We start from the raw sequence: 18,829 nt of genomic DNA, 5'->3' as shown, positions 1-18,829 counted from the left end.
CGTGACTTCGCCAGCGACACCCCCGGGACTGGCCCGGTTCAACGCCCTGGAGGACCACGCGGCCCGCGCCGCCCTCCACGAGGTCTGCGCCGCCGCCGAGTGGGGCCGCCGTCTGCTCGCCGCCCGGCCGTACGCCACCCCGGACGAGCTGTACGCCGCCGCCGACACCGCCCTCGCGGAGCTGGACGAGCCCGGCCTCACGGAGGCCATCGCGGGCCACCCCCCGATCGGCCGGCCCAAGCCCGGCGACCCCGCCTCCGCCCGGGAACAGCGCGGCATGGCGGGCGCCTCCGACGACCTGCGCGCGGAGATGCTGGACCTGAACCTCGCCTACCAGGAGCGGTTCGGCCATGTCTTCCTCATCTGCGCCACCGGACTGACCGCCGAGCGGATGCGCGACGCCCTGAAGGAGCGGATCGGCAACACGCCGGAGCGCGAGAGGGAGATCGCTCGCGCCGAACTGGGCAGGATCAACCGCATCCGGCTGACCCGCCTCGTCGCCAAGGACGCGTGACCCATGCCCACCACCTCCGTCTCCACCCACGTCCTCGACACCGCCGCGGGCCGCCCCGCCGCGGGTATCGCCGTACGGCTCCTCGCCCGCGCCGCGCCCGACGCCGACTGGCGGGAGGCGGGCACCGGGGCCACCGACACCGACGGCCGCTGCCGCGATCTGCCCGACCCGCCCGAGGGCACGACCGCGGTACGGCTGGACTTCGCCGTGGAGCCGTACCTCGCCGCGTCCGGGACGTCCGCGTTCTTCCCCGAGGTGAGCGTCACCTTCGCCGTACGCCCCGGCGAGCACTACCACGTACCGCTGCTGCTCAGCCCGTTCGGCTACTCCGTATACCGAGGGAGTTAGCACCATGGCCGATGTGTCCCGCCCCGCAGGCCCCGCGTTCCTGGGCCAGAACCAGTACGGCAAGGCCGAGAACCGGGTCGTCCGGATCACCCGCGACGGCACCACCCACCACATCAAGGACCTCAACGTCTCCGTCACGCTCAGCGGCGAGATGGACGAGGTCCACTACTCCGGCTCCAACACCAACGTGCTGCCGACCGACACCACCAAGAACACGGTGTACGCCTTCGCCAAGCAGCACGGCATCGAGTCCGCCGAGGCGTTCGGCATCCACCTCGCCCGGCACTTCGTCACCTCGCGGGAAGCGATCGGGCGGGCGCGTATCCGCATCGAGGAGTACGCCTGGGAGCGGATCGCGCTGCCCGGCGCCCCCGACGGCGGCCACTCCTTCGTCCGCAAGGGCCAGGAGACCCGGCTCGCCCAGATCACGTACGACGGCTCGGCGTGGGAGGTGGTCTCGGGCCTCGCGGACCTGGTGGTGCTGAACTCGACCGACTCCGAGTTCTGGGGGTACGCCAAGGACGAGTACACGACGCTGCCCGAGGCGTACGACCGCGTGCTGGCCACCGAGGTCACCGCCCGCTGGCGGTACGGCTGGACCGGCGAGGGCAAGACCCCCGACTGGGACGTCTCGTACGAGGAGGCCCGGCGCCAGCTGCTGACGGCCTTCGCCGGGACGTACTCGTACTCGCTCCAGCAGACCCTGTACGCGATGGGCTCGCAGGTGCTGGAGACGCGCGACGAGATCGACGAGATCCGGCTCTCGCTGCCGAACAAGCACCACTTCCTGGTCGACCTCGCGCCCTTCGGGCTGACCAACGACAACGAGGTGTACCTCGCCGCCGACCGGCCCTACGGGCTCATCGAGGCGACCGTCCTGCGGGAGGGGCGCGAGGCGGCGATCCCGGTGGACCTGACCAATCTCTGAGCCATCCCCGAGCACAAAGGACGCACCCGTGGCAGCAGCCGAGCGCATCGTCATCGAGAACTGCGCGATCGCGACCGTCGACGCGGACGACACCGAGTACGCCTCGGGGCATGTGGTCCTCGCGGGCGACCGGATCGAGTCGGTCGGCGCGGGCCCGGCGCCCGAGGGGCTGACGGACGTCGGCCGCCGCATCGACGCCACCGGGCATCTGGCGACCCCCGGCCTGGTCAACACCCACCACCACTTCTACCAGTGGCTCACCCGGGGCCTGGCCACCGACCACAACCTCTTCGACTGGCTGGTCGCGCTGTACCCGACCTGGGCGCGCCTTGACGAGGACATGGTCCGCGTGGCCGCGCAGGGCTCCCTCGCGATGATGGCGCGCGGGGGAGTGACCACCGCGATGGACCACCACTACGTGTATCCGCGCGGCACCGGCGACCTGTCCGGGGCGATCATCCGGGCCGCCCGCGAGACCGGCGTGCGCTTCACCCTGGCCCGGGGCTCGATGGACCGGGGCGAGTCGGACGGCGGACTGCCCCCGGACTTCGCGGTGGAGTCCCTGGACGACGCGCTGGCGGCCACGGAGGCGACGGTGCGCGAGCACCACGACTCCTCCTTCGGTGCCATGACCCAGGTCGCGGTCGCCCCCTGCTCGCCCTTCTCGGTCTCGACCGAACTGATGCGCCGGGGCGCCGAGTTGGCGCGCTCGCTCGGGGTGCGGCTGCACACGCACGGCTCGGAGACGGTGGAGGAGGAGAAGTTCTGCCACGAGCTGTTCGGCATGGGCCCGACCGACTACTTCGAGTCCACCGGCTGGCTCGGCGAGGACGTGTGGATGGCGCACTGCGTCCACATGAACGACTCCGACATCGCCGCCTTCGCCCGCACCGGCACCGGCGTCGCCCACTGCCCGTCCTCCAACGCCCGTCTCGCGGCCGGTATCGCGCGCGTCCCCGACCTGCTCCGCGCGGGTGTCCCGGTCGGCCTCGGCGTCGACGGCACGGCGTCCAACGAGTCCGGCGAACTCCACACCGAACTGCGCAACGCCCTCCTCGTCAACCGCCTCGGCCCCCACCGCGAGTCCGCCCTCACCGCCCGCCAGGCCCTGCGGCTCGGCACCTACGGCGGCGCCCAAGTCCTCGGCCGTGCGGGGGAGATCGGTTCCCTGGAGCCGGGCAAGCTGGCCGACCTGGTCCTGTGGCGCCTGGACACCCTGGCCCACGCCTCCATCGCCGACCCGGTCGCCGCCCTGGTCCTCGGCGCGGCGGCCCCGGTCACGGCGTCGTTCGTCGGCGGACGGCAGATCGTGGCGGACGGACGCCTGCTGCACGTCGACGAGGAGGCCGTCGCCCGCGCGACCCGGGCCGAGGCGCGGCGACTGGCGCGGATCGCCGGACAGGCGTGACGCGGGGGCGCGGGGGCGCGGGCCGGTTCGTCCGGTCAGAGCCCGAACAGGACGGGGTCCGCGGCCAGTTCCTTGAACACCTCGCGCGGGTCGGCGACCAGCTTGCGCTTCGCCAGGTCCATCAGGCCGCCCACGGCGGTGACCTCGGCGGCGAGGGTGCCGTCGAGTTTGCGTATCTCCTGGCGGATGCGGAAGGTCTTGCCCTCGGTCCACTCGAACGCGCAGGTCACGTCGGTCTCGTCACCGGCGAGCAGTTCGCGCCGGAAGCGGATCGTGGTCTCCAGGGCGACCGGACCCACGCCCCGGCCGACCAGGCGCGCCTGGCTGATTCCGGCGGCCTGGAGGAGGGACCAGCGGGCGTGCTCGGCGTAGTTGAGGTAGACCGCCTGGTTGAGGTGGCCCTGGGTGTCGGTCTCGTAGCCGCGGACGGTCACACGGACGGAAAACGGTTCGGGCACTGCGTCCCCTTCTCGCGTCGGACTTCTCCGGTCACCCGATCTTGGCACGCGGCTCACACCCGGCGCGGGGACGCCAGCAGATACCGGACCCGGGTACGGGGCTCGGTGCACACCCCGGGCTGCCAGCCCGCCCCCTCCAGGGTGGCCGCACAGGCCCGCAGGCTCTCCTCGTCCGGCGCGTACACGGCGACCGCCTCCGGCTGCGGGGTGGCGCGCACCCGGTAACCGGGTGTCTCCCCGCTCTCCGGCTGGTGCCCGGCCGCCTCAAGGGCGAGTGCGGCGGCCCGCACGAGGTGGCTGCGCTCCCACGCGCAGGGGCGGTCCGTCGCGCCGTCCCGGTTGGTCATCCGCCGCATCTCGAGGAGCCCCTGCCAGGCCCCGCGCACCTCGCGCAGCCGGGCAGGACCAGAGGAGGCCCCCCGCTCCTCCTCGCCCCCGGCCCGCGCCGCGAAGACCCCGCCGGAGGCGGACTGGGACACGGCCGCCGGTGCGTCCGCCCCCTCCTCCCGTATCCGCTGCCCCGCCGGAGTCAGAAAGTGATCGTGCGGCGGTCTCGGATGCCGAAAGGCCAGCCCCCGCTTCACCAGCCCCGCGAGCTGCGCCTCCGTCCCCCGCAACCGCCCCGTCTCCGGATCGGCCTCCTCCATGACCCGCCGCTGCGCGGCACTCGGCGGTCCTCCCACGACCGACTCCCTCCGCTCCGCACCCGAACTGGACCCGCCCACCGGCGGACCCATTTCCGAAGCGTACGGCGGGGGTCTGACAACGCCCTCCGGCTACTGCCGGTATCCGCTCAGGAAGCGCCCGATCCGGCCGATCGCCGCCTCCAGGTCGTCCGCGTGGGGGAGGGTGAGGATGCGGAAGTGGTCGGGAGCGGGCCAGTTGAAGCCGGTGCCCTGGACGACCTGGATCTTCTCGCGGAGGAGGAGGTCGAGGACGAAGCGTTCGTCGTCGTGGATCTTGTGGACCTTGGGGTCCAGGCGGGGGAAGGCGTACAGGGCGCCCTTGGGTTTGACGCAGGAGACGCCGGGGATCTCGTTCAGCTTCTCCCAGGCGACGTTGCGCTGTTCGTGGAGGCGTCCGCCCGGGGTGGTGAGGTCACGGATGGACTGGCGGCCACCGAGCGCGGCCTGGATGGCGTACTGCGCGGGCGCGTTGGCGCACAGCCGCATGGAGGCCAGCATGGTCAGGCCCTCCAGGTAGTTCCTGGCGTGCTGCCTGGGTCCGGTGACCACCAGCCAGCCGGAGCGGAAGCCCGCCACCCGGTAGGTCTTGGAGAGGCCGCAGAAGGTGAGGACGACCAGGTCGGGGGCGAGGGCGGCGGCCGAGTGGTGCACGGCGTCGTCGTAGAGGATCTGGTCGTAGATCTCGTCGGCGAAGACCATGAGGCCGTGGCGGCGGGCGAGGTCGAGGATGCCCTCGACGATCTCCTTGGGGTACACCGCGCCGGTCGGGTTGTTCGGGTTGATGATGACCACGGCCTTGGTGCGGTCCGTGATCTTGGATTCCATGTCGGCCAGGTCGGGGGTCCAGTCGGCCTGCTCGTCGCAGAGGTAGTGGACCGCCTTGCCACCGGCCAGCGTCGTCACCGCCGTCCACAGCGGGAAGTCCGGGGCCGGGATCAGGATCTCGTCGCCGTCCTCGACCAGGGCCTGTACGGCCATGGAGACCAGTTCCGAGACGCCGTTGCCGAGGAACACGTCGTCCACGTCGACTTCCAGGCCGAGGTCCTGGTAGCGCTGGGCGACCGCGCGGCGGGCGGAGAGGATGCCGCGCGAGTCCGTGTAGCCGTGCGCCTGCGGGAGCATCCGGATCATGTCCTGGAGGATCTCCTCCGGCGCCTCGAACCCGAAGACGGCCGGGTTGCCGGTGTTCAGGCGCAGCACGCTGTGCCCCGCTTCCTCCAGCGCGTCGGCGTGCTCTATCACCGGGCCACGGATCTCGTAGCAGACCTCACTCAGCTTGTTCGACTGCCGGAATTCCATGCGCCGCACCCCTTCGCCGTCTGGTGACACTTGGTTTTACCAAGCGAGAGCTTGGAAAGTCCAACGAACTGTCTAGACTGCGTCCCATGCCACCTCGCCGACGCTACGACCAGTACTGCTCCGCGGCCCGCGCCCTCGACCTCGTCGGGGACCGCTGGACCCTGCTGATCGTCCGGGAACTGCTGGCCGGTCCGCGCCGCTACACCGATCTGCACGCCGACCTCCCCGGGGTGAGCACCGACGTCCTCGCCTCCCGCCTCAAGGACATGGAGCGCGACGGCCTCGCCACCCGGCGCCGCCTCCCGCCGCCCGGCGCGGCCTTCGTCTATGAACTCACCCCGCGCGGACGTGGGTTGCTGCCCGTGCTCCAGGCGCTGGGGGAGTGGGGCCGGGACGGCCTGCAGGAGCGGCGCCCCACCGACGCCGTCCGCGCGCACTGGTTCGCGCTGCCCCTGCTGACCGCGCTGCGCGGGGTGGACACCGGGCCCGGAACGCTGGAAGTCGGCCTGGAGGAAGGGAACTTCCATCTGTACGTCGGCGCCGAGGACGGCCCGGTCTACGGCGACGGACCCGCGCCCGGCGGCGCGGACGCGCGGCTCGTGATGGACGAGGGGACCTGTACGGCCGTCGTCCGGGGCGAGTTGACGGTTCCCGAGGGGATACAGGCCGGGCGGATCACCGTGACCGGCGACAGCCCGCTGGGCAAGGCGCTCCGGGAGGAGTGAGCCCTGGGAACGACCGAAGGCCCGCCTCGGGGGCGGGCCTTCGGCCACGGGCTTCAACTAGGGTGTACGGCCACTGACTTCAGCCGCCGCTCAGGCGCCCGGCGGCACCCGGTACGGCCGTCCCGAGCCCCGCGTCAGCGCGTACCCGCCGATACCGGCGAGCGCGGCCAGCACGCCGCCGATCGCGGTCCACACCCAGCGGTCGGACCACCAGTTGGAGGACCAGCCGTCGTCCGGCTCGATGCCGGAGAGCACGGCCGACTTCGAACCGTCGTCCTCCGCCTGGGACTTGACCGCGATGCCCGGCACGAGCGGCTTCGCCAGCGAACCGTCGACCGCCGCCGCGCCGCCGATGTCCTTGGACCCGACGCGCACTTCGGTGCTCACCGGCTTGCCGAGGTCGCCGGAGGAGAGGTTCAGCACCGTCAGCCGGACGTAGTACGTGCCCGGCAGCGGGTCGTTCGCCCACGGCTCGGACCAGGCCCGCACCGTGCGCAGCACACAGGCCAGTTCGACCGAGGGCGCGTCCTGCGCGGCGGTGCGCGTCGCCGCGCCGTACTGGCACGCCTGGCGGCGGCGCAGGCCGTCATAGACGTCGATCTGCCAGGTCTGGCCCGCGTGGGCCTGCGGCAGCTTCACCGTCGCCCGCACGGTGGGGCGCTGGCCCGCGTCCGCCGCGAACGACCAGTAGAAGTAGTCACCGGTGGAGCCGGACGCGGTGGCCGTCTGCCCCTGGTCCATCTCCGCCGCCGTACGGAACGAGGTGCCCGCCTGGGTGGGCGCCTTGGCGTCGGACGACGCGCTCGGCGACGGGGAGGAGTCGGCCACGGCCGGAGCGGCGGCGAGCCCGAGCGCCAGCGCGGCGACACTCAACACATGGGTGAAACGCATCAGTTGGTCCTCCAGACCGCGACCCGCCAGCGCGACAGCCAGCCCCACAGCAGACCGGCGACGAAGCCGGTGAGCACCAGCGCGCCCAGCAGCCACCAGCCGCGTCCGAGACCGAAGGCGGCCACGTCATGGGCCGCGGACGGACCGTCCACCACGTCCACCGTCAGCTCAAGCGGCAGACCCGGCGTGGTCTTCACCCCCGGCGCCGCCGAGAAGGAGTTGGTGACCTGGAGACACACCGGCTCCGCGGTCGCGGTGTCGTCGTCGCTGTCCGGCTTGGCGTAGCGCAGACCCGTGGAGATCACGTCCGTGCGGCCCCGGCCGGCCGCCTCGCCGCGCACGATCTCGCGGCCCTTCGCGGTCACCGCGCGCAGCAGCACGCCGTAGTCCGGGGAGACGGCGCGGTCGTCCGCGACGCTCACCGAGGCCCGCAGCTCCTGACCGGGCCGCACGTCGACCTTGTACCAGCGCTCGCGGCCGAACTCCTCACGGTCGGTGAAGAGTCCGGACTTCAGCGTCGGGGCGGCGGCGCAGGAGGCGGCGCCGTCGGTGGCCACCGGGGTCACCACCGGGTCGGCCGCGCGGTCCACCAACTGGCCGACACGGTCGGACAGTTCCTCCTTGTGCCGGACGGAGGTGTAGGTGCCGCCGGTGGCGTCCGCGATGCAGCTGAGCTGGTCACGGGTCTTGGCGTCGGGCACCAGGCCCAGGGTGTCGATGGTGAGCCCGATGCCCTTGGCGGCTATCTCGCGGGCCACCTCGCACGGGTCGAGCGGCTGGCAGGTGTCCTCGCCGTCGCTGATCAGGACGATGCGGCGGGTGCCGTCGCCGCCCTGGAGGTCGTCGGCGGCCTTCAGCAGCGCGGGGCCGATCGGGGTCCAGCCGGTCGGCGAGAGCGTCGCCACCGCCGTCTTGGCCTCCGTCCGGTCCAACGGGCCCACCGGGTAGAGCTGTTCGGTGTCCTTGCAGCCGGTCTTGCGGTCGTTGCCCCGGTAGTTGGCGCCCAGGGTGCGGATGCCGAGTTCCACCTCCTTGGGCGTCGCGTCGAGAACCTCGTTGAACGCCTGCTTCGCCGCGGCCATTCTGGTGCCGCCGTCGATGTCCCGGGCCCGCATGGACCCGCTGACGTCCAGGACGAGTTCGACCTTCGGAGCAGCCGCCTGTGGCTCTGTCTCGTCCGCCACAGCTCCGCCGGGAAACGCGATCCCGGCTCCCAGGGCCGCGAGCAGGGCGCAGACGCCTGTCGCCAGCCGATGTCTTCTGATCATCGGCGGATCCTATTGACCGGACGCGCCCCGCTCCAAAACGAATGGGTGTGGCAGCGCCGCCCATTGGTCGCCCGGCGTCTCGGGCGACAGCCGCATCAGCGTCAACGCCTTGGCGGGCAGCGGCTCCTCGCACAGCGCCGCCAGATCCGGCGTACGGGGCAGTCCGGGCAACGCGGCCCGCAGCGCGGCGGCCAGGGCCGGGCCCGAACCGGCCGTCGCGGCCAGCGCGCCCGCCACCAGCGAGCCGAACAGCTTGCGCCGCAACACCGTGACGTCGTCCGAAATCAGACGCCCGGTCAGCGCGGGCGGCGTGATGCCATGCCGGGCCAGCCGCTCGGGGCTGATCCGGATGTCCGCCAGATCGCGGTAGACCAGCCGCAGCGGGGTGTCGTCCGCCGCGAGCACCACGAGCAGGTTCTGCCCGTGCGCCTCCAGCGCGACCCCGAGGTCCAGCAGCCGCAGCCCGATGGTCAGCGCGAGCCGCGTGAAGGCGGCCATCCACTCGGCGGAGCGCGGCAGTTCGGTCGCGGCCAGCGCCGCCACCGGCACCACCCGCTCGCCCGGACCCGCGTACAGCTCCGGCGACTCCCGCAACTGCGCGGCCAGATCGGGGGAGTGGGCGGTGGCCGCGCCCAGTGCGCGGGTGACGTGCAGCAGACCGTCGGTGCGCTCGGCCAGCTCCGTCGCGAACGAGGAGAGCGTGGCCGACGCCCGCACCGAGTACACCGAGATGTCCCGCACCGAGGAGGTCAGCCGGGCGCTCAGCGCCGTCTTCACGTGCGGGCCGCCCGGGACCGCCAGCGTGCGCAACGCCATCAACGGGCGTGCGGCGCACCAGGGTTCGGCCGACCGCTTCAGCACATGCGCCGCCTGCCAGGGATGCACCGGCAGCAACAGATCGCCCCCGGCCCGCAGTTCCTCGGGCCAGCCGCCCGACACCAGGCACTCCGACGCCGGTACGGCCACCGTCCCCAGCAAGACCACCGGCCGGTGCTCCGGGCCGTACGCCAGCTGGTCCGCCACCGAGAAACCGGGCCGGGAACGGCAGTTGGGGTGGTACGGATGACCGTCCACCACGCGCTGTTCCCACTCCCAGTCGTGCCCGGGCCGCTCCTTCGACACCTCGGCGTCCGCCCGTGAGAGCGCCAGCGAGGCCACGCTGCCCGCGAGTTCACCGGCGAAGGCCGCCGCGTGCGGCACCGCCAGGTCGGTCATCAGGCGCGCCGGGTCGTCGTAGCGCTCCCGGTCCAGCCGTATCGCACGGACGTGGTCGCCGGTCGCGTACGGGTCGCAGTACGGGCCGCGCAGCGTCCGGCCGTCGGCCAGGCGCAGGGTGTGTCCCTCGGCGTCCGTGGCGCGTCCGGTGATCCAGGGCAGCGGCTCGTGGACCAGCGCCCGCCACAGCCGGGTCAGGACGGCCCCCCGGGCTCCCGGCAGCGCGGCCGTGTACCGGCCGAGCAGGGCGGGCCGTACGGCGGCCAGCTCCTCGGCGATCTCGGCCTCGGCAGTGGGAGAGTGGTACACGTCGGCTCCTCGGGGACGGGCAGCTCAGAGCACGATTGTCGGCTACGCGAGCCATACTGAACGCGACCGGCCCCCGGACGCGAACCGGCGGACGGCGCGGTCCGCCCGCGTGAGGACACCGGCGTCGAAAAGCCCCACGAGTACGGTCGAAGAGCCCGACGAGCACGAACGAATGGATCGCGTGGACCTCCACCCTCACACCGACGACGCCGGCCGGCGTGCCGACGCCTACGCGGCGGCGCCGCTGCTCAACTGCCTGCTGCGCGAGGTCGCCACGCCGCTCCCGGACCCCGGCGAGCGGCCCGTCCACCGGCTGCCCGGCACCGGTCGGCTGCTGCGCGTGCGCCCCGGCCGCCGCCCGGCGGAGCCCGAGGTGCGCACCGGGGACCGATGGCAGCGCATCGGCCACACCGAGCTGGTCAAACTCGTCGCGGAGGAGCTGCGTCGGCAGACCGGCCTGACCGGGGGCGATCTGCCCGCCGAGATGATCGACAGCCGGGACACGGTCGCCGCGCTGCTCACCGCCCGCGCCCGCACCGTCGCGCCCGAGGACCCGTATCTGCGCTCCGAACAGTCGCTGATCACCGGCCACCCCCACCACCCCGCCCCCAAGGCGCGCGGCGGCGGTCCGGCCGCCGCCTGGCTGCGCTACGCCCCCGAGGCCCACGGCCGCTTCCCGCTGACCCTGCTCGGCGTCCGCGCGGACCAGGTGGCCGAGGAGGGCGACACCAGCGCCCTGGACGCCCTCGGCACCGCCCCGCCCGGCTACCGGCTGCTGCCCGCCCACCCCTGGCAGCTCGACCTCCTCGCCCGTGAACTGGCCCCCGCCTTCGAGGACGGGCGCCTTGTCCGGCTCGGCGAGACGCCGTTCGTGGTGTGGCCGACGGCCGCCGTCCGCACGGTGTACGAGCCCGGGCGCGATCTGTTCCTGAAGTTCAGCCTCGATGTCCGCATCACCAACGACATCCGCCGCCTGTGGCGCCACGACCTGGCCCAGCTCGGCCGCACCGACGCGGCGGCCACCGGCGCCTTCGCGGCCATGGGCGGCCCCGCCGCCTGGCTGAGCGACCGGGGCTACCGCACCGCCGCCTTCGCCTTCGAGGAACTGGCCGTCCTCGTCCGCGACGGCCTGCGCGACCACGTCCTGCCCGGCGCCACCCCGCTGCTCGCCGCCGGGCTCGCGGAGGGCTTCGACGGCAGTCCGCTGGCCGCCGCGTCCGACCCCGACGCCTGGTGGGCGGCCTATCTGCGGGCGGTCGTGCCGCCCGCGCTCACCGCCTTCGACACCCACGGCGTCGTCCTGGAGGCCCATCTCCAGAACACCCTGGTCGCCGTGGACGCCGGTGGTACGCCCGTCCAGGCGCTCTTCCGCGACGCCGAGGGCGCGAAGCTCCTGCCGGAGGTCTCCCGCGCGGCGGGCTGGGAGCGGCTGGTGTACTGCCTGGTCGTCAACAACCTCATCGAGATCGCCGCCGCCCTCGCCGAACACCACCCCGGCTTCGACCCGTGGCCCGCAGCCCGCCGCGAACTGGCCCGCCACGGGCTGCCGGACGGGCTGCGCGAGATACCGGCCCTGCTGACGGCGCCCAGCCTGCCGGGCAAGACCAATCTGCTGCTGCGGTGGACCGGCGCGGACGGCGCGGACGCCCGCTATCTGCCGCTGCCCAACCCACTGGCCGACGGACACCCGGGCGGGTGATCTAGGCTGGCCGGTGTGCTGCGCGAGGTGACCGCCGTCCGATACGTGACCCCGTTGCGGTCCGGCGGCTCCGTGCCCGGAGTCGTCGAGGCCGACGACCTGGGGACCTATGTCGTGAAGTTCACCGGCTCCGCCCAGGGACACAAGGCCCTGGTCGCCGAGGTGATCGTCGGGGAGCTGGCCCGCGCGCTCGGGCTGCGCTTCCCCGAACTGGTCCTGGTGCACTTCGACCCGGCCATCGCCGCCGACGAGCCGCACCAGGAGGTGCGTGAGCTGCACGGCGCCAGCGCGGGCGTCAACCTCGGCATGGACTATCTGTCCGGCGCCGTCGACCTCACCCCCGAGCTGGCCCGCGACTTCCCCGTGGACCCGCTGGAGGCGGGCCGCATCGTCTGGCTCGACGCGCTCACCGCCAACGTGGACCGCACCGTCCACAGCTCCAACCTGATGCTCTGGCCCACGCGCGGCACCGTGCCCCCGCGCCTGTGGCTCATCGACCACGGCGCCGCCCTCGTCTTCCACCACCGCTGGGACACCACCGCGCCCGGCAAGAAGTACGACTTCCGCCACCACGCCCTCGGCGTCTACGGCCCCGACGTACGGGCCGCCGACGCCGAACTGGCCCCGCTGGTGACCGAGGAACTGCTGCGCCGCGTGGTCGCCGAGGTGCCGGACGCCTGGCTCGCCGAGGACGCGGGCTTCGCGACCCCGGACGACGTGCGCGCCGCCTATGTCGACTACCTCCTCGACCGGGTCCGGCTGTCCGAGCAGTGGCTGCCCACCGAGTTCCCCAGCCGCGAGGAGATCGCGGCCGAGAACGCCGCGCGCGCGGAACGCACCCAGCGGGGGCGTCCGGACTGGCTCAAGGCGGTGCCCGATCTGCACGGCAGACCGGCGGCGGAACAGGACTGGTCGGTGCATCTGAAATGAGCGGTGCGTCTGCAACGAGGGGGCCGCGATGAGCCATCGTGTCGTGATCGAGTACTGCACCCAGTGCCGCTGGCTGCCCCGCGCGGCCTGGCTGGCGCAGGAACTGCTCACCACCTTCGAGAGCGAGCTGACCGAGCTGTCGCTCAAGCCCGGCACCGGCGGCGTCTTCGTCGTCCGGGTCGACGACGAGGTGGTCTGGGACCGCCGCGAGCAGGGCTTCCCCGAGCCCACGGCGGTCAAGCGGCTGGTCCGCGACCGGGTGGCCCCGGGCCGCTCCCTCGGTCACTCGGACAAGGGAGGCGACCCGGCGCCCGGGGTCAGCCCCTGAGGTGCCGGTAGGCGGGCAGCGTCAGGAAGTCGGCGTACTCCGCGTCCAGGGCCACCTGGAGGAAGAGATCGTGCGCCTCCTGCCAGCGGCCCGCGGCGAACGCCTCCTCGCCCAACTCCTCGCGGATGGCGGTCAGTTCCTCGGCCGCGACCGAGCGCACCAGCTCGGCCGTGGCCCGCTCGCCGTTCTCGAACTCCACGCCCGCGTTGATCCACTGCCAGATCTGCGACCGTGAGATCTCCGCCGTGGCCGCGTCCTCCATCAGATGGAAGATGGCCACGGCGCCCAGGCCCCGCAGCCACGCCTCGATGTAACGGACGCCCACCTGAACGGCGTTGACCAGCCCGTCGTACGTCGGCCGCGCCTCCAGCGCCCCGACCGCCAGCAGGTCGGCCGCCGTCACCCGGACGTCCTCGCGCAGCCGGTCCTTCTGGTGCGGGCGGTCGCCGAGCACCTTGTCGAAGGACTCCAGGGCGATCGGCACCAGGTCCGGATGCGCTACCCAGGAGCCGTCGAAACCGTCCGCCGCCTCACGGTCCTTGTCCGCGCGCACCTTCTCGAAGGCGACCCGGTTGACCTCCGCGTCCTTGCGGGACGGGATGAACGCCGCCATCCCGCCGATCGCATGGGCACCCCGCTGGTGGCAGGTACGGACGAGGAGTTCGGTGTACGCCCGCATGAACGGCGCGGTCATCGTGACCGCGTTGCGGTCCGGCAGCACGAACTCGGGCCCCGCGTCACGGAAGTTCTTGATGATCGAGAAGAGATAGTCCCAGCGTCCCGCGTTCAACCCCGAGGCGTGCTCGCGGAGTTCGTAAAGGATCTCCTCCATCTCGAACGCGGCCGTGATCGTCTCGATCAGCACGGTGGCCCGTACGGTGCCGCGCGGGACGCCCAGATACTCCTGCGCGAACACGAACACGTCGTTCCACAGCCGGGCTTCGAGATGCGACTCGGTCTTCGGCAGATAGAAGTACGGCCCCTTGCCGAGATCGAGCAGCCGCCGGGTGTTGTGGAAGAAGTACAGCCCGAAGTCCACGAGCGCCCCGGGCAGCGGGGTGCCGTCGGCGCCGACCAGATGCCGCTCGTCCAGATGCCAGCCGCGCGGGCGCATCACGACGGTCGCCAGCTCCTCGTCCGGGCGCAGCGCGTACGACTTCCCGGTGCGCTCGTCCGTGAAGTCCACGCGGCGCGCGTAGGCGTCCCTCAGGTTGAGCTGGCCGAGGACCACGTTCTCCCACGTGGGCGCCGAGGCGTCCTCGAAGTCGGCCAGCCAGATCCGGGCGCCCGAGTTCAGCGCGTTCACCGTCATCCGGCGGTCGGTGGGACCGGTGATCTCCACCCGCCGGTCCTCCAGGGCGGGCGGCGCCGGGGCGACCCGCCAGGACGCGTCCGCGCGCACGTCCGCCGTCTCCGGCAGGAAGTCCAGCGTGCCCGTCCGCGCGATCTCCTCCCGCCGCCGGGCCCGGCGGGGCAGCAGCTCGTTCCGCCGGGGCGTGAAACGCCGGTGCAGCTCCCCGAGAAACGCCAGCGCCTCGTCGGTCAGCACCTCCTCCTGCCGGGGCAGCGACGGGGCGTCCACGACCGTGGGCGGGGACGACGCGGGTGCGGACATGAGCGGTCACTTCCTCACTGCATGGACGGTCATCTGCAGGCACGGTCGCTGCACGGACGGTCGCTTCCGAGAAGCGGATCGTAGGTTTTTCCCGGGGGAACCTCAACGGGGGGCGGATCTTCGGCGGGGCGGCACCCGCCGCGCGCGGGTCACTCCAGCCGCTTCAGATCGGCCTCCGTGTCGATGTCGTACGCCTCCGCCACGTCCCCGCACTCCACCAGCCGCAGGTCCGCCGCGTGCTCCCGCAGATAGGCCCGTGCGCCCCGGTCGCCGGTGGCGGTCGCGGCGACGCCGGGCCAGTGGACGGAGCCGAGCAGGACCGGGTGGCCGCGTACGCCGTCGTAGGCCGCCGAAGCGAGGGAGCGCTCGTCCTCGAACGCGGCCAGGACCCGGGCGGCTGCCGTCGGACCGATACCCGGCTGGTCGACCAGGCTCACCAGGGCGCCGCGGGCGCCCGTACCCGCGAGGGAGCGGAGTCCGGCGCGCAGGGAGGAGCCCATGCCGTCGGGCCAGTCGGGGTTGTCGACGAGGACGCAGCCGTCGAGCCGGGCGCGCTCGCGGACCTCGGCCGCTTGCGCGCCCAGGACCACGTGGACCCGGGCGCATCCGGCGGCGCGCAGGACTCCGGCCGCGTGCTCGACCAGGAGGCGCCCCCGGTAGGGCAGCAGCGCCTTGGGGTGCCCGCCGAGCCGGCTGCCGCCGCCAGCGGCGAGGAGCAGCCCGGCGAGGTCGCCGCGAGGGGTCTGCGAGGTCGGTGTCATGGGTGCTGCATACCCGGCAGCCGGGAATCATGCTCCGCACCCGCCACCTCCGCCACACCCGCGCACCCTTGACGGCGCACCGCCCGCCGTGAAGACTCCTTCAACAGAACGTTGAATTCCGTTACATGGGCGTAAATCCCGTTTCCGGAATGTGAACCGCCTGGTCGACGGCCGAGAGGGGTCCGGGTGTCCGACGCCGAGCTGGCGCTGCGTTCGACGCGCGTCGTCACACCGGAGGGGACGCGGGCCGCCACGGTCACCGTCGCCGCCGGGACCGTCACCGCGGTGCTGCCGTACGACACGCCGCTGCCGGACGCGACCCGGCTGGAGGAGCTGGGCGATCACGCGCTGCTGCCCGGCCTGGTCGACACGCATGTGCACGTCAACGACCCCGGCCGGGCCGAGTGGGAGGGCTTCCGCACCGCCACGCGCGCGGCGGCGGCCGGGGGCATCACCACGCTCGTGGACATGCCGCTCAACTCCCTCCCCCCGACCACCACCACGGCCCACCTGGACGTCAAACGGGCCGCCGCGCAAGGCCGTACGCACATCGACGTCGGCTTCTGGGGCGGCGCGCTGCCCGGCAACGTCAAGGATCTGCGTCCGCTGCACGAGGCGGGCGTCTTCGGGTTCAAGGCGTTCCTGTCGCCGTCCGGCGTGGACGAGTTCCCGCATCTGGAGCGGGAGCAACTGGCCCGCTCGCTCGCGGAGATCGCCGGATTCGACGGTCTGCTGATCGTGCATGCCGAGGACCCGGCCCGGCTCGCCGACGCCCCCGCCGGGACCGCGTACGCGGGCTTCCTCGCCTCCCGCCCGCACGCCGCCGAGACCGAGGCCATCGCCCAACTGATCGAGCAAGCCCGGCGCTTGGACGCCCGGATCCACGTCCTCCACCTCTCCTCCGCCGCCGCGCTCCCGCTGATCGCCGCCGCCGAGACCGAGGGCGTCCGGCTCACCGTGGAGACCTGCCCGCACTACCTCACCCTCACCGCCGAGGAAGTCCCGGACGGAGCCAGCGAGTTCAAGTGCTGCCCGCCCATCCGCGAGGCCGCCAACCAGGACCTGCTCTGGCAGGCGCTCGCGGACGGCACGATCGACTGCGTGGTGACCGACCACTCGCCGTCCACCGCCGACCTCAAGACGCCGGACTTCGCGACCGCCTGGGGCGGCATCTCCGGCCTCCAGCTGAGCCTTCCGGCGGTATGGACCGAGGCGCGCCGCCGAGGCCACGACCTTACGGACGTGGTCCGTTGGATGTCCGTGCGGACCGCCGCCCTGGCCGGTCTCGACCGCAAGGGCGCCATCGCACCCGGCCGCGACGCCGACTTCGCCGTCCTGGCCCCCGAGGAGACCTTCACCGTCGACCCGGCCCGGCTCCAGCACCGCAACCCGGTCACCGCGTACGCGGGCAGAACGCTGCACGGTGTCGTCAAGTCGACCTGGCTGCGCGGCGAACGGGTGTACGCGGACGGGGAGTTCACCGAACCCAGGGGACGCCTCCTCACCCGTACCCGATGAACCCCCGCCCGAGCGAGAGGAACCCCGTGACGGAGCCCCGATTCACCGGCCCCGCAGCCCCGTTCGGCGGCGGCGACCCCTACGCCGACTACCGCACCGCCGACTTCGCCTTCACGACGTACGCCGACCTCGCCGACCGGCGGCTCGGCGCGGGGGTCGTCGCCGCGAACGACGAGTTCTTCGCCGAGCGGGAGAACCTGCTCACGCCCGGCCGGGCCGTCTTCGACCCCGAACGGTTCGGCCACAAGGGCAAGGTGATGGACGGCTGGGAGACCCGGCGGCGGCGCGGCACGGACGCCGGGCACCCGTGGCCCACCGCCGAGGACCACGACTGGGCGCTGATCCGCCTCGGCGCGCCCGGGGTGATCCGGGGGATCGTCGTCGACACCGCCCACTTCCGGGGCAACCACCCCGAAGCCGTCTCCGTCGAGGCCGCCTCGGTGCCCGGCACCCCGTCACCGCACCAGCTCGTCGGCGACGACGTGAAGTGGACGACGCTCGTCCCGCGCACCCCCGTCGGCGGCCACGCGGCCAACGGCTTCACGGTGTCGGCCCGGCAGCGCTTCACCCACCTGCGCCTCAGCCAGCACCCCGACGGCGGGATCGCGCGGCTGCGGGTGTACGGCGAGGTCGTCCCGGACCCGTCCTGGCTCGCCGCGCTCGGCACCTTCGACGTGGTCGCGCTGGAGAACGGAGGGCGCGCCGAGGACGCCTCCGACCGCTTCTACTCCCCGGCCGCCCACACCATCCTGCCGGGCACCTCACGCCGTATGGACGAGGGCTGGGAGACACGGCGACGGCGCGACCGGGGCCACGACTGGATCACCTATCGCCTCGCCGCCCAGTCGGAGATCCGGGCGATCGAGATCGACACGGCGTATCTGAAGGGCAACAGCGCGGGGTGGGCGTCGGTGTCGGTACGGGACGGCAAGGGCGAGGACGAGGACTGGACGGAGATCCTGCCCCGTACCCGCCTCCAGCCCGACACCCGCCACCGCTTCGTCCTCCCGGCCCCGGCCGTCGGGACGCACGCGCGGGTGGACATCTATCCGGACGGCGGCATCTCCCGGCTCCGTCTGTACGGCTCGCTCACGGAGGCGGGCGCGTCGCAACTCGCGGCGCGGCACCGGGAGTCGGGCGGCTGAGCAGACCGGCCGTATCACCCGCCGCCGCCCGGGGCGGTCACTCCGCCGCGTAGGCCCGCAGGAACGTGTCCACGGCCGCCTCCGCCAGCGCCCGCATCTCCGCCGTGCCCGGCTTGCGGGTGCCGAGGCGGGAGCGGATCTCCAGCGGGCCGGTGATCAGGGCGAGCAACTGCTCGGCGGCGAGGGCGGGTTCACAGGGGCGCAGACGGCCGGAGAGGGTGAGCCGGGCGAGCCGGTCCGCCATGGCCTCGGCGATGCGCACCGAGGTGCGGTCCTGGACGGCCTCGATCAGATCGGGGAAGCGGGTCACCTGCGCATAGGTCAGTCGGCGCAGTGAGCGGGAGCGGATGTCGCAACAGGAGCGCACCAGTTGGTACGCGACCTCGTTCAGGGTTCCGCGCAGGTCGTCGCCCGGGGAGCGCATGCGGTCGAGCACCGCGAGGTTGCGGTCCATCACCGCGTCGGCCGCGGCCGTCAGGGTCTCCCGGAACAGGGTCTCCTTGTCCGTGAAGTGGTTGTAGACCGTCGGCTTGGCGACCTTCGCGCGCTCGGCGATCTCCTGCACCAGCGCGTTCGCGTAACCGTGCTCCGCGAACACGTCGAAAGCCGCGTCGAGGATCGCCCGCCGCTTGTCGATGCGACCGCGTGAGGCCGTCCGCGCTTGCGTCGCCGCTGCTGATGCCATGCGTCCAGGCTAACCGCCGACGACCCGGCCCGTACCCGTCGGTGCAGTTTTCCGAACTCGGCCGTTTCTTTACTCACGAGGTTGGTAAATTGAACCCGC

The 18,829-nt window shown here is 72.9% G+C and carries 19 protein-coding genes; 10 read left to right on the top strand and 9 right to left on the bottom strand.

The genetic code is table 11. The annotated features are described in order from the left end of the window. Position 1: 1 nt before the first annotated feature. Genes uraD through B079_RS0117195 form a run of 4 tightly spaced genes read left to right on the top strand, consistent with a single transcriptional unit; the run spans position 2 to position 3,198 of the window. Positions 2-514 carry a 2-oxo-4-hydroxy-4-carboxy-5-ureidoimidazoline decarboxylase gene (uraD, locus tag B079_RS0117210; RefSeq protein WP_018547082.1) on the top strand — a complete coding sequence of 171 codons (513 nt, stop codon included), beginning with the start codon at positions 2-4 and terminating at the stop codon, positions 512-514. Between the two features lie 3 nt (positions 515-517). Further along, positions 518-862, top strand: coding sequence for a hydroxyisourate hydrolase (gene uraH / locus B079_RS0117205; RefSeq protein ID WP_018547081.1), 345 nt, complete (start codon positions 518-520; stop codon positions 860-862). Between the two features lie 4 nt (positions 863-866). After that, entirely contained in the window at positions 867-1,790 is a 924-nt protein-coding gene (gene pucL / locus B079_RS0117200) for a factor-independent urate hydroxylase (RefSeq protein WP_018547080.1), read from the top strand. A gap of 28 nt (positions 1,791-1,818) precedes the next feature. After that, a complete protein-coding gene (locus B079_RS0117195; protein WP_018547079.1) occupies positions 1,819-3,198 on the top strand; it encodes an 8-oxoguanine deaminase in 1,380 nt (459 codons plus the stop codon). Between the two features lie 35 nt (positions 3,199-3,233). Here the strand turns inward: B079_RS0117195 and B079_RS0117190 are convergent, their stop codons facing one another. The 3 genes from B079_RS0117190 to B079_RS0117180 form a co-directional block, all read right to left on the bottom strand. Continuing rightward, entirely contained in the window at positions 3,234-3,656 is a 423-nt protein-coding gene (locus B079_RS0117190; RefSeq protein ID WP_026248788.1) for an acyl-CoA thioesterase, read from the bottom strand. Between the two features lie 53 nt (positions 3,657-3,709). Further along, entirely contained in the window at positions 3,710-4,339 is a 630-nt protein-coding gene (locus B079_RS0117185) for a hypothetical protein (RefSeq protein ID WP_026248787.1), read from the bottom strand. 93 nt (positions 4,340-4,432) lie between these two features. Then, positions 4,433-5,641, bottom strand: a complete 1,209-nt coding sequence (locus tag B079_RS0117180; protein WP_018547076.1) for a pyridoxal phosphate-dependent aminotransferase — start codon at positions 5,639-5,641, stop codon at positions 4,433-4,435. An 86-nt stretch (positions 5,642-5,727) separates the two neighbouring features. On the opposite strand from B079_RS0117180, the gene B079_RS0117175 reads away from it, so the two are divergent. Beyond that, positions 5,728-6,366: a winged helix-turn-helix transcriptional regulator gene (locus tag B079_RS0117175; protein WP_018547075.1), complete on the top strand. Its 639-nt coding sequence runs from the start codon at positions 5,728-5,730 to the stop codon at positions 6,364-6,366. Between the two features lie 90 nt (positions 6,367-6,456). Here the strand turns inward: B079_RS0117175 and B079_RS0117170 are convergent, their stop codons facing one another. From B079_RS0117170 to B079_RS0117160, 3 genes are read right to left on the bottom strand one after another with little or no spacing between them, the layout of a single operon-like run. Continuing rightward, a complete protein-coding gene (locus B079_RS0117170; protein ID WP_018547074.1) occupies positions 6,457-7,257 on the bottom strand; it encodes a hypothetical protein in 801 nt (266 codons plus the stop codon). Beyond that, positions 7,257-8,525 carry a VWA domain-containing protein gene (locus tag B079_RS0117165; RefSeq protein ID WP_026248786.1) on the bottom strand — a complete coding sequence of 423 codons (1,269 nt, stop codon included), beginning with the start codon at positions 8,523-8,525 and terminating at the stop codon, positions 7,257-7,259. Before B079_RS0117165 ends, B079_RS0117170 begins: the two co-directional genes overlap by 1 nt. Before the next feature lie 9 nt (positions 8,526-8,534). Beyond that, positions 8,535-10,049: an IucA/IucC family protein gene (locus tag B079_RS0117160; RefSeq protein WP_018547072.1), complete on the bottom strand. Its 1,515-nt coding sequence runs from the start codon at positions 10,047-10,049 to the stop codon at positions 8,535-8,537. Positions 10,050-10,221: 172 nt separating this feature from the next. Here B079_RS0117160 and B079_RS0117155 point away from each other — a divergent pair, with 172 nt between their 5' ends. Genes B079_RS0117155 through B079_RS0117145 form a run of 3 tightly spaced genes read left to right on the top strand, consistent with a single transcriptional unit; the run spans position 10,222 to position 13,006 of the window. Beyond that, on the top strand, positions 10,222-11,748 hold the full coding sequence (locus B079_RS0117155) for an IucA/IucC family protein (RefSeq protein WP_037801637.1): 1,527 nt from the start codon (positions 10,222-10,224) through the stop codon (positions 11,746-11,748). Positions 11,749-11,763: 15 nt separating this feature from the next. Next, complete coding sequence (locus B079_RS0117150) at positions 11,764-12,678, top strand: HipA family kinase (protein ID WP_018547070.1); 915 nt, start codon at positions 11,764-11,766, stop codon at positions 12,676-12,678. 28 nt (positions 12,679-12,706) lie between these two features. After that, positions 12,707-13,006, top strand: coding sequence for a SelT/SelW/SelH family protein (locus B079_RS0117145; RefSeq protein ID WP_018547069.1), 300 nt, complete (start codon positions 12,707-12,709; stop codon positions 13,004-13,006). Here the strand turns inward: B079_RS0117145 and aceB are convergent. Both aceB and B079_RS0117135 read right to left on the bottom strand, forming a co-directional pair. Next, positions 12,996-14,621, bottom strand: coding sequence for a malate synthase A (gene aceB, locus B079_RS0117140; RefSeq protein WP_018547068.1), 1,626 nt, complete (start codon positions 14,619-14,621; stop codon positions 12,996-12,998). The genes B079_RS0117145 and aceB overlap by 11 nt on opposite strands. A gap of 149 nt (positions 14,622-14,770) precedes the next feature. Continuing rightward, positions 14,771-15,382 carry a nucleotidyltransferase family protein gene (locus B079_RS0117135; RefSeq protein WP_018547067.1) on the bottom strand — a complete coding sequence of 204 codons (612 nt, stop codon included), beginning with the start codon at positions 15,380-15,382 and terminating at the stop codon, positions 14,771-14,773. Between the two features lie 186 nt (positions 15,383-15,568). Between B079_RS0117135 and allB the strand changes: the two genes are divergently transcribed. Further along, positions 15,569-16,900 (top strand): allantoinase AllB, encoded by a 1,332-nt coding sequence (allB, locus tag B079_RS0117130; protein ID WP_018547066.1) that lies wholly within the window; start codon positions 15,569-15,571, stop codon positions 16,898-16,900. Beyond that, on the top strand, positions 16,897-18,045 hold the full coding sequence (gene alc / locus B079_RS0117125; RefSeq protein ID WP_051095172.1) for an allantoicase: 1,149 nt from the start codon (positions 16,897-16,899) through the stop codon (positions 18,043-18,045). The genes allB and alc overlap by 4 nt, the downstream gene beginning before the upstream one ends. 37 nt (positions 18,046-18,082) lie before the next feature. On the opposite strand, the gene B079_RS0117120 is transcribed toward alc, so the two are convergent. Next, the gene (locus B079_RS0117120) at positions 18,083-18,730 is read right to left on the bottom strand and encodes a TetR/AcrR family transcriptional regulator (RefSeq protein WP_026248785.1); all 648 of its coding nucleotides are present in this window, start codon (positions 18,728-18,730) and stop codon (positions 18,083-18,085) included. Positions 18,731-18,829: the final 99 nt, after the last annotated feature.

This window comes from Streptomyces sp. LaPpAH-108 (genome assembly GCF_000373625.1).
In the GTDB taxonomy this organism is placed as follows: domain Bacteria; phylum Actinomycetota; class Actinomycetes; order Streptomycetales; family Streptomycetaceae; genus Streptomyces.
Note: the sequence above shows the minus strand (reverse complement) of the source record. Positions and strands in the feature narration are given on the sequence as shown.

What these genes read in the sequence shown, in the direction of transcription:
- B079_RS0117180 (WP_018547076.1), bottom strand. Translation starts at nt 5,641, where the DNA reads ATGGAATTCCGGCAGTCGAACAAGCTGAGTGAGGTCTGCTACGAGATC.
- B079_RS0117135 (WP_018547067.1), bottom strand. Translation starts at nt 15,382, where the DNA reads ATGACACCGACCTCGCAGACCCCTCGCGGCGACCTCGCCGGGCTGCTC.
- B079_RS0117175 (WP_018547075.1), top strand. Translation starts at nt 5,728, where the DNA reads ATGCCACCTCGCCGACGCTACGACCAGTACTGCTCCGCGGCCCGCGCC.
- B079_RS0117145 (WP_018547069.1), top strand. Translation starts at nt 12,707, where the DNA reads ATGAGCCATCGTGTCGTGATCGAGTACTGCACCCAGTGCCGCTGGCTG.
- B079_RS0117165 (WP_026248786.1), bottom strand. Translation starts at nt 8,525, where the DNA reads ATGATCAGAAGACATCGGCTGGCGACAGGCGTCTGCGCCCTGCTCGCG.
- B079_RS0117120 (WP_026248785.1), bottom strand. Translation starts at nt 18,730, where the DNA reads ATGGCATCAGCAGCGGCGACGCAAGCGCGGACGGCCTCACGCGGTCGC.
- B079_RS0117170 (WP_018547074.1), bottom strand. Translation starts at nt 7,257, where the DNA reads ATGCGTTTCACCCATGTGTTGAGTGTCGCCGCGCTGGCGCTCGGGCTC.
- uraH (WP_018547081.1), top strand. Translation starts at nt 518, where the DNA reads ATGCCCACCACCTCCGTCTCCACCCACGTCCTCGACACCGCCGCGGGC.
- aceB (WP_018547068.1), bottom strand. Translation starts at nt 14,621, where the DNA reads ATGTCCGCACCCGCGTCGTCCCCGCCCACGGTCGTGGACGCCCCGTCG.
- alc (WP_051095172.1), top strand. Translation starts at nt 16,897, where the DNA reads ATGAACCCCCGCCCGAGCGAGAGGAACCCCGTGACGGAGCCCCGATTC.
- pucL (WP_018547080.1), top strand. Translation starts at nt 867, where the DNA reads ATGGCCGATGTGTCCCGCCCCGCAGGCCCCGCGTTCCTGGGCCAGAAC.
- B079_RS0117155 (WP_037801637.1), top strand. Translation starts at nt 10,222, where the DNA reads ATGGATCGCGTGGACCTCCACCCTCACACCGACGACGCCGGCCGGCGT.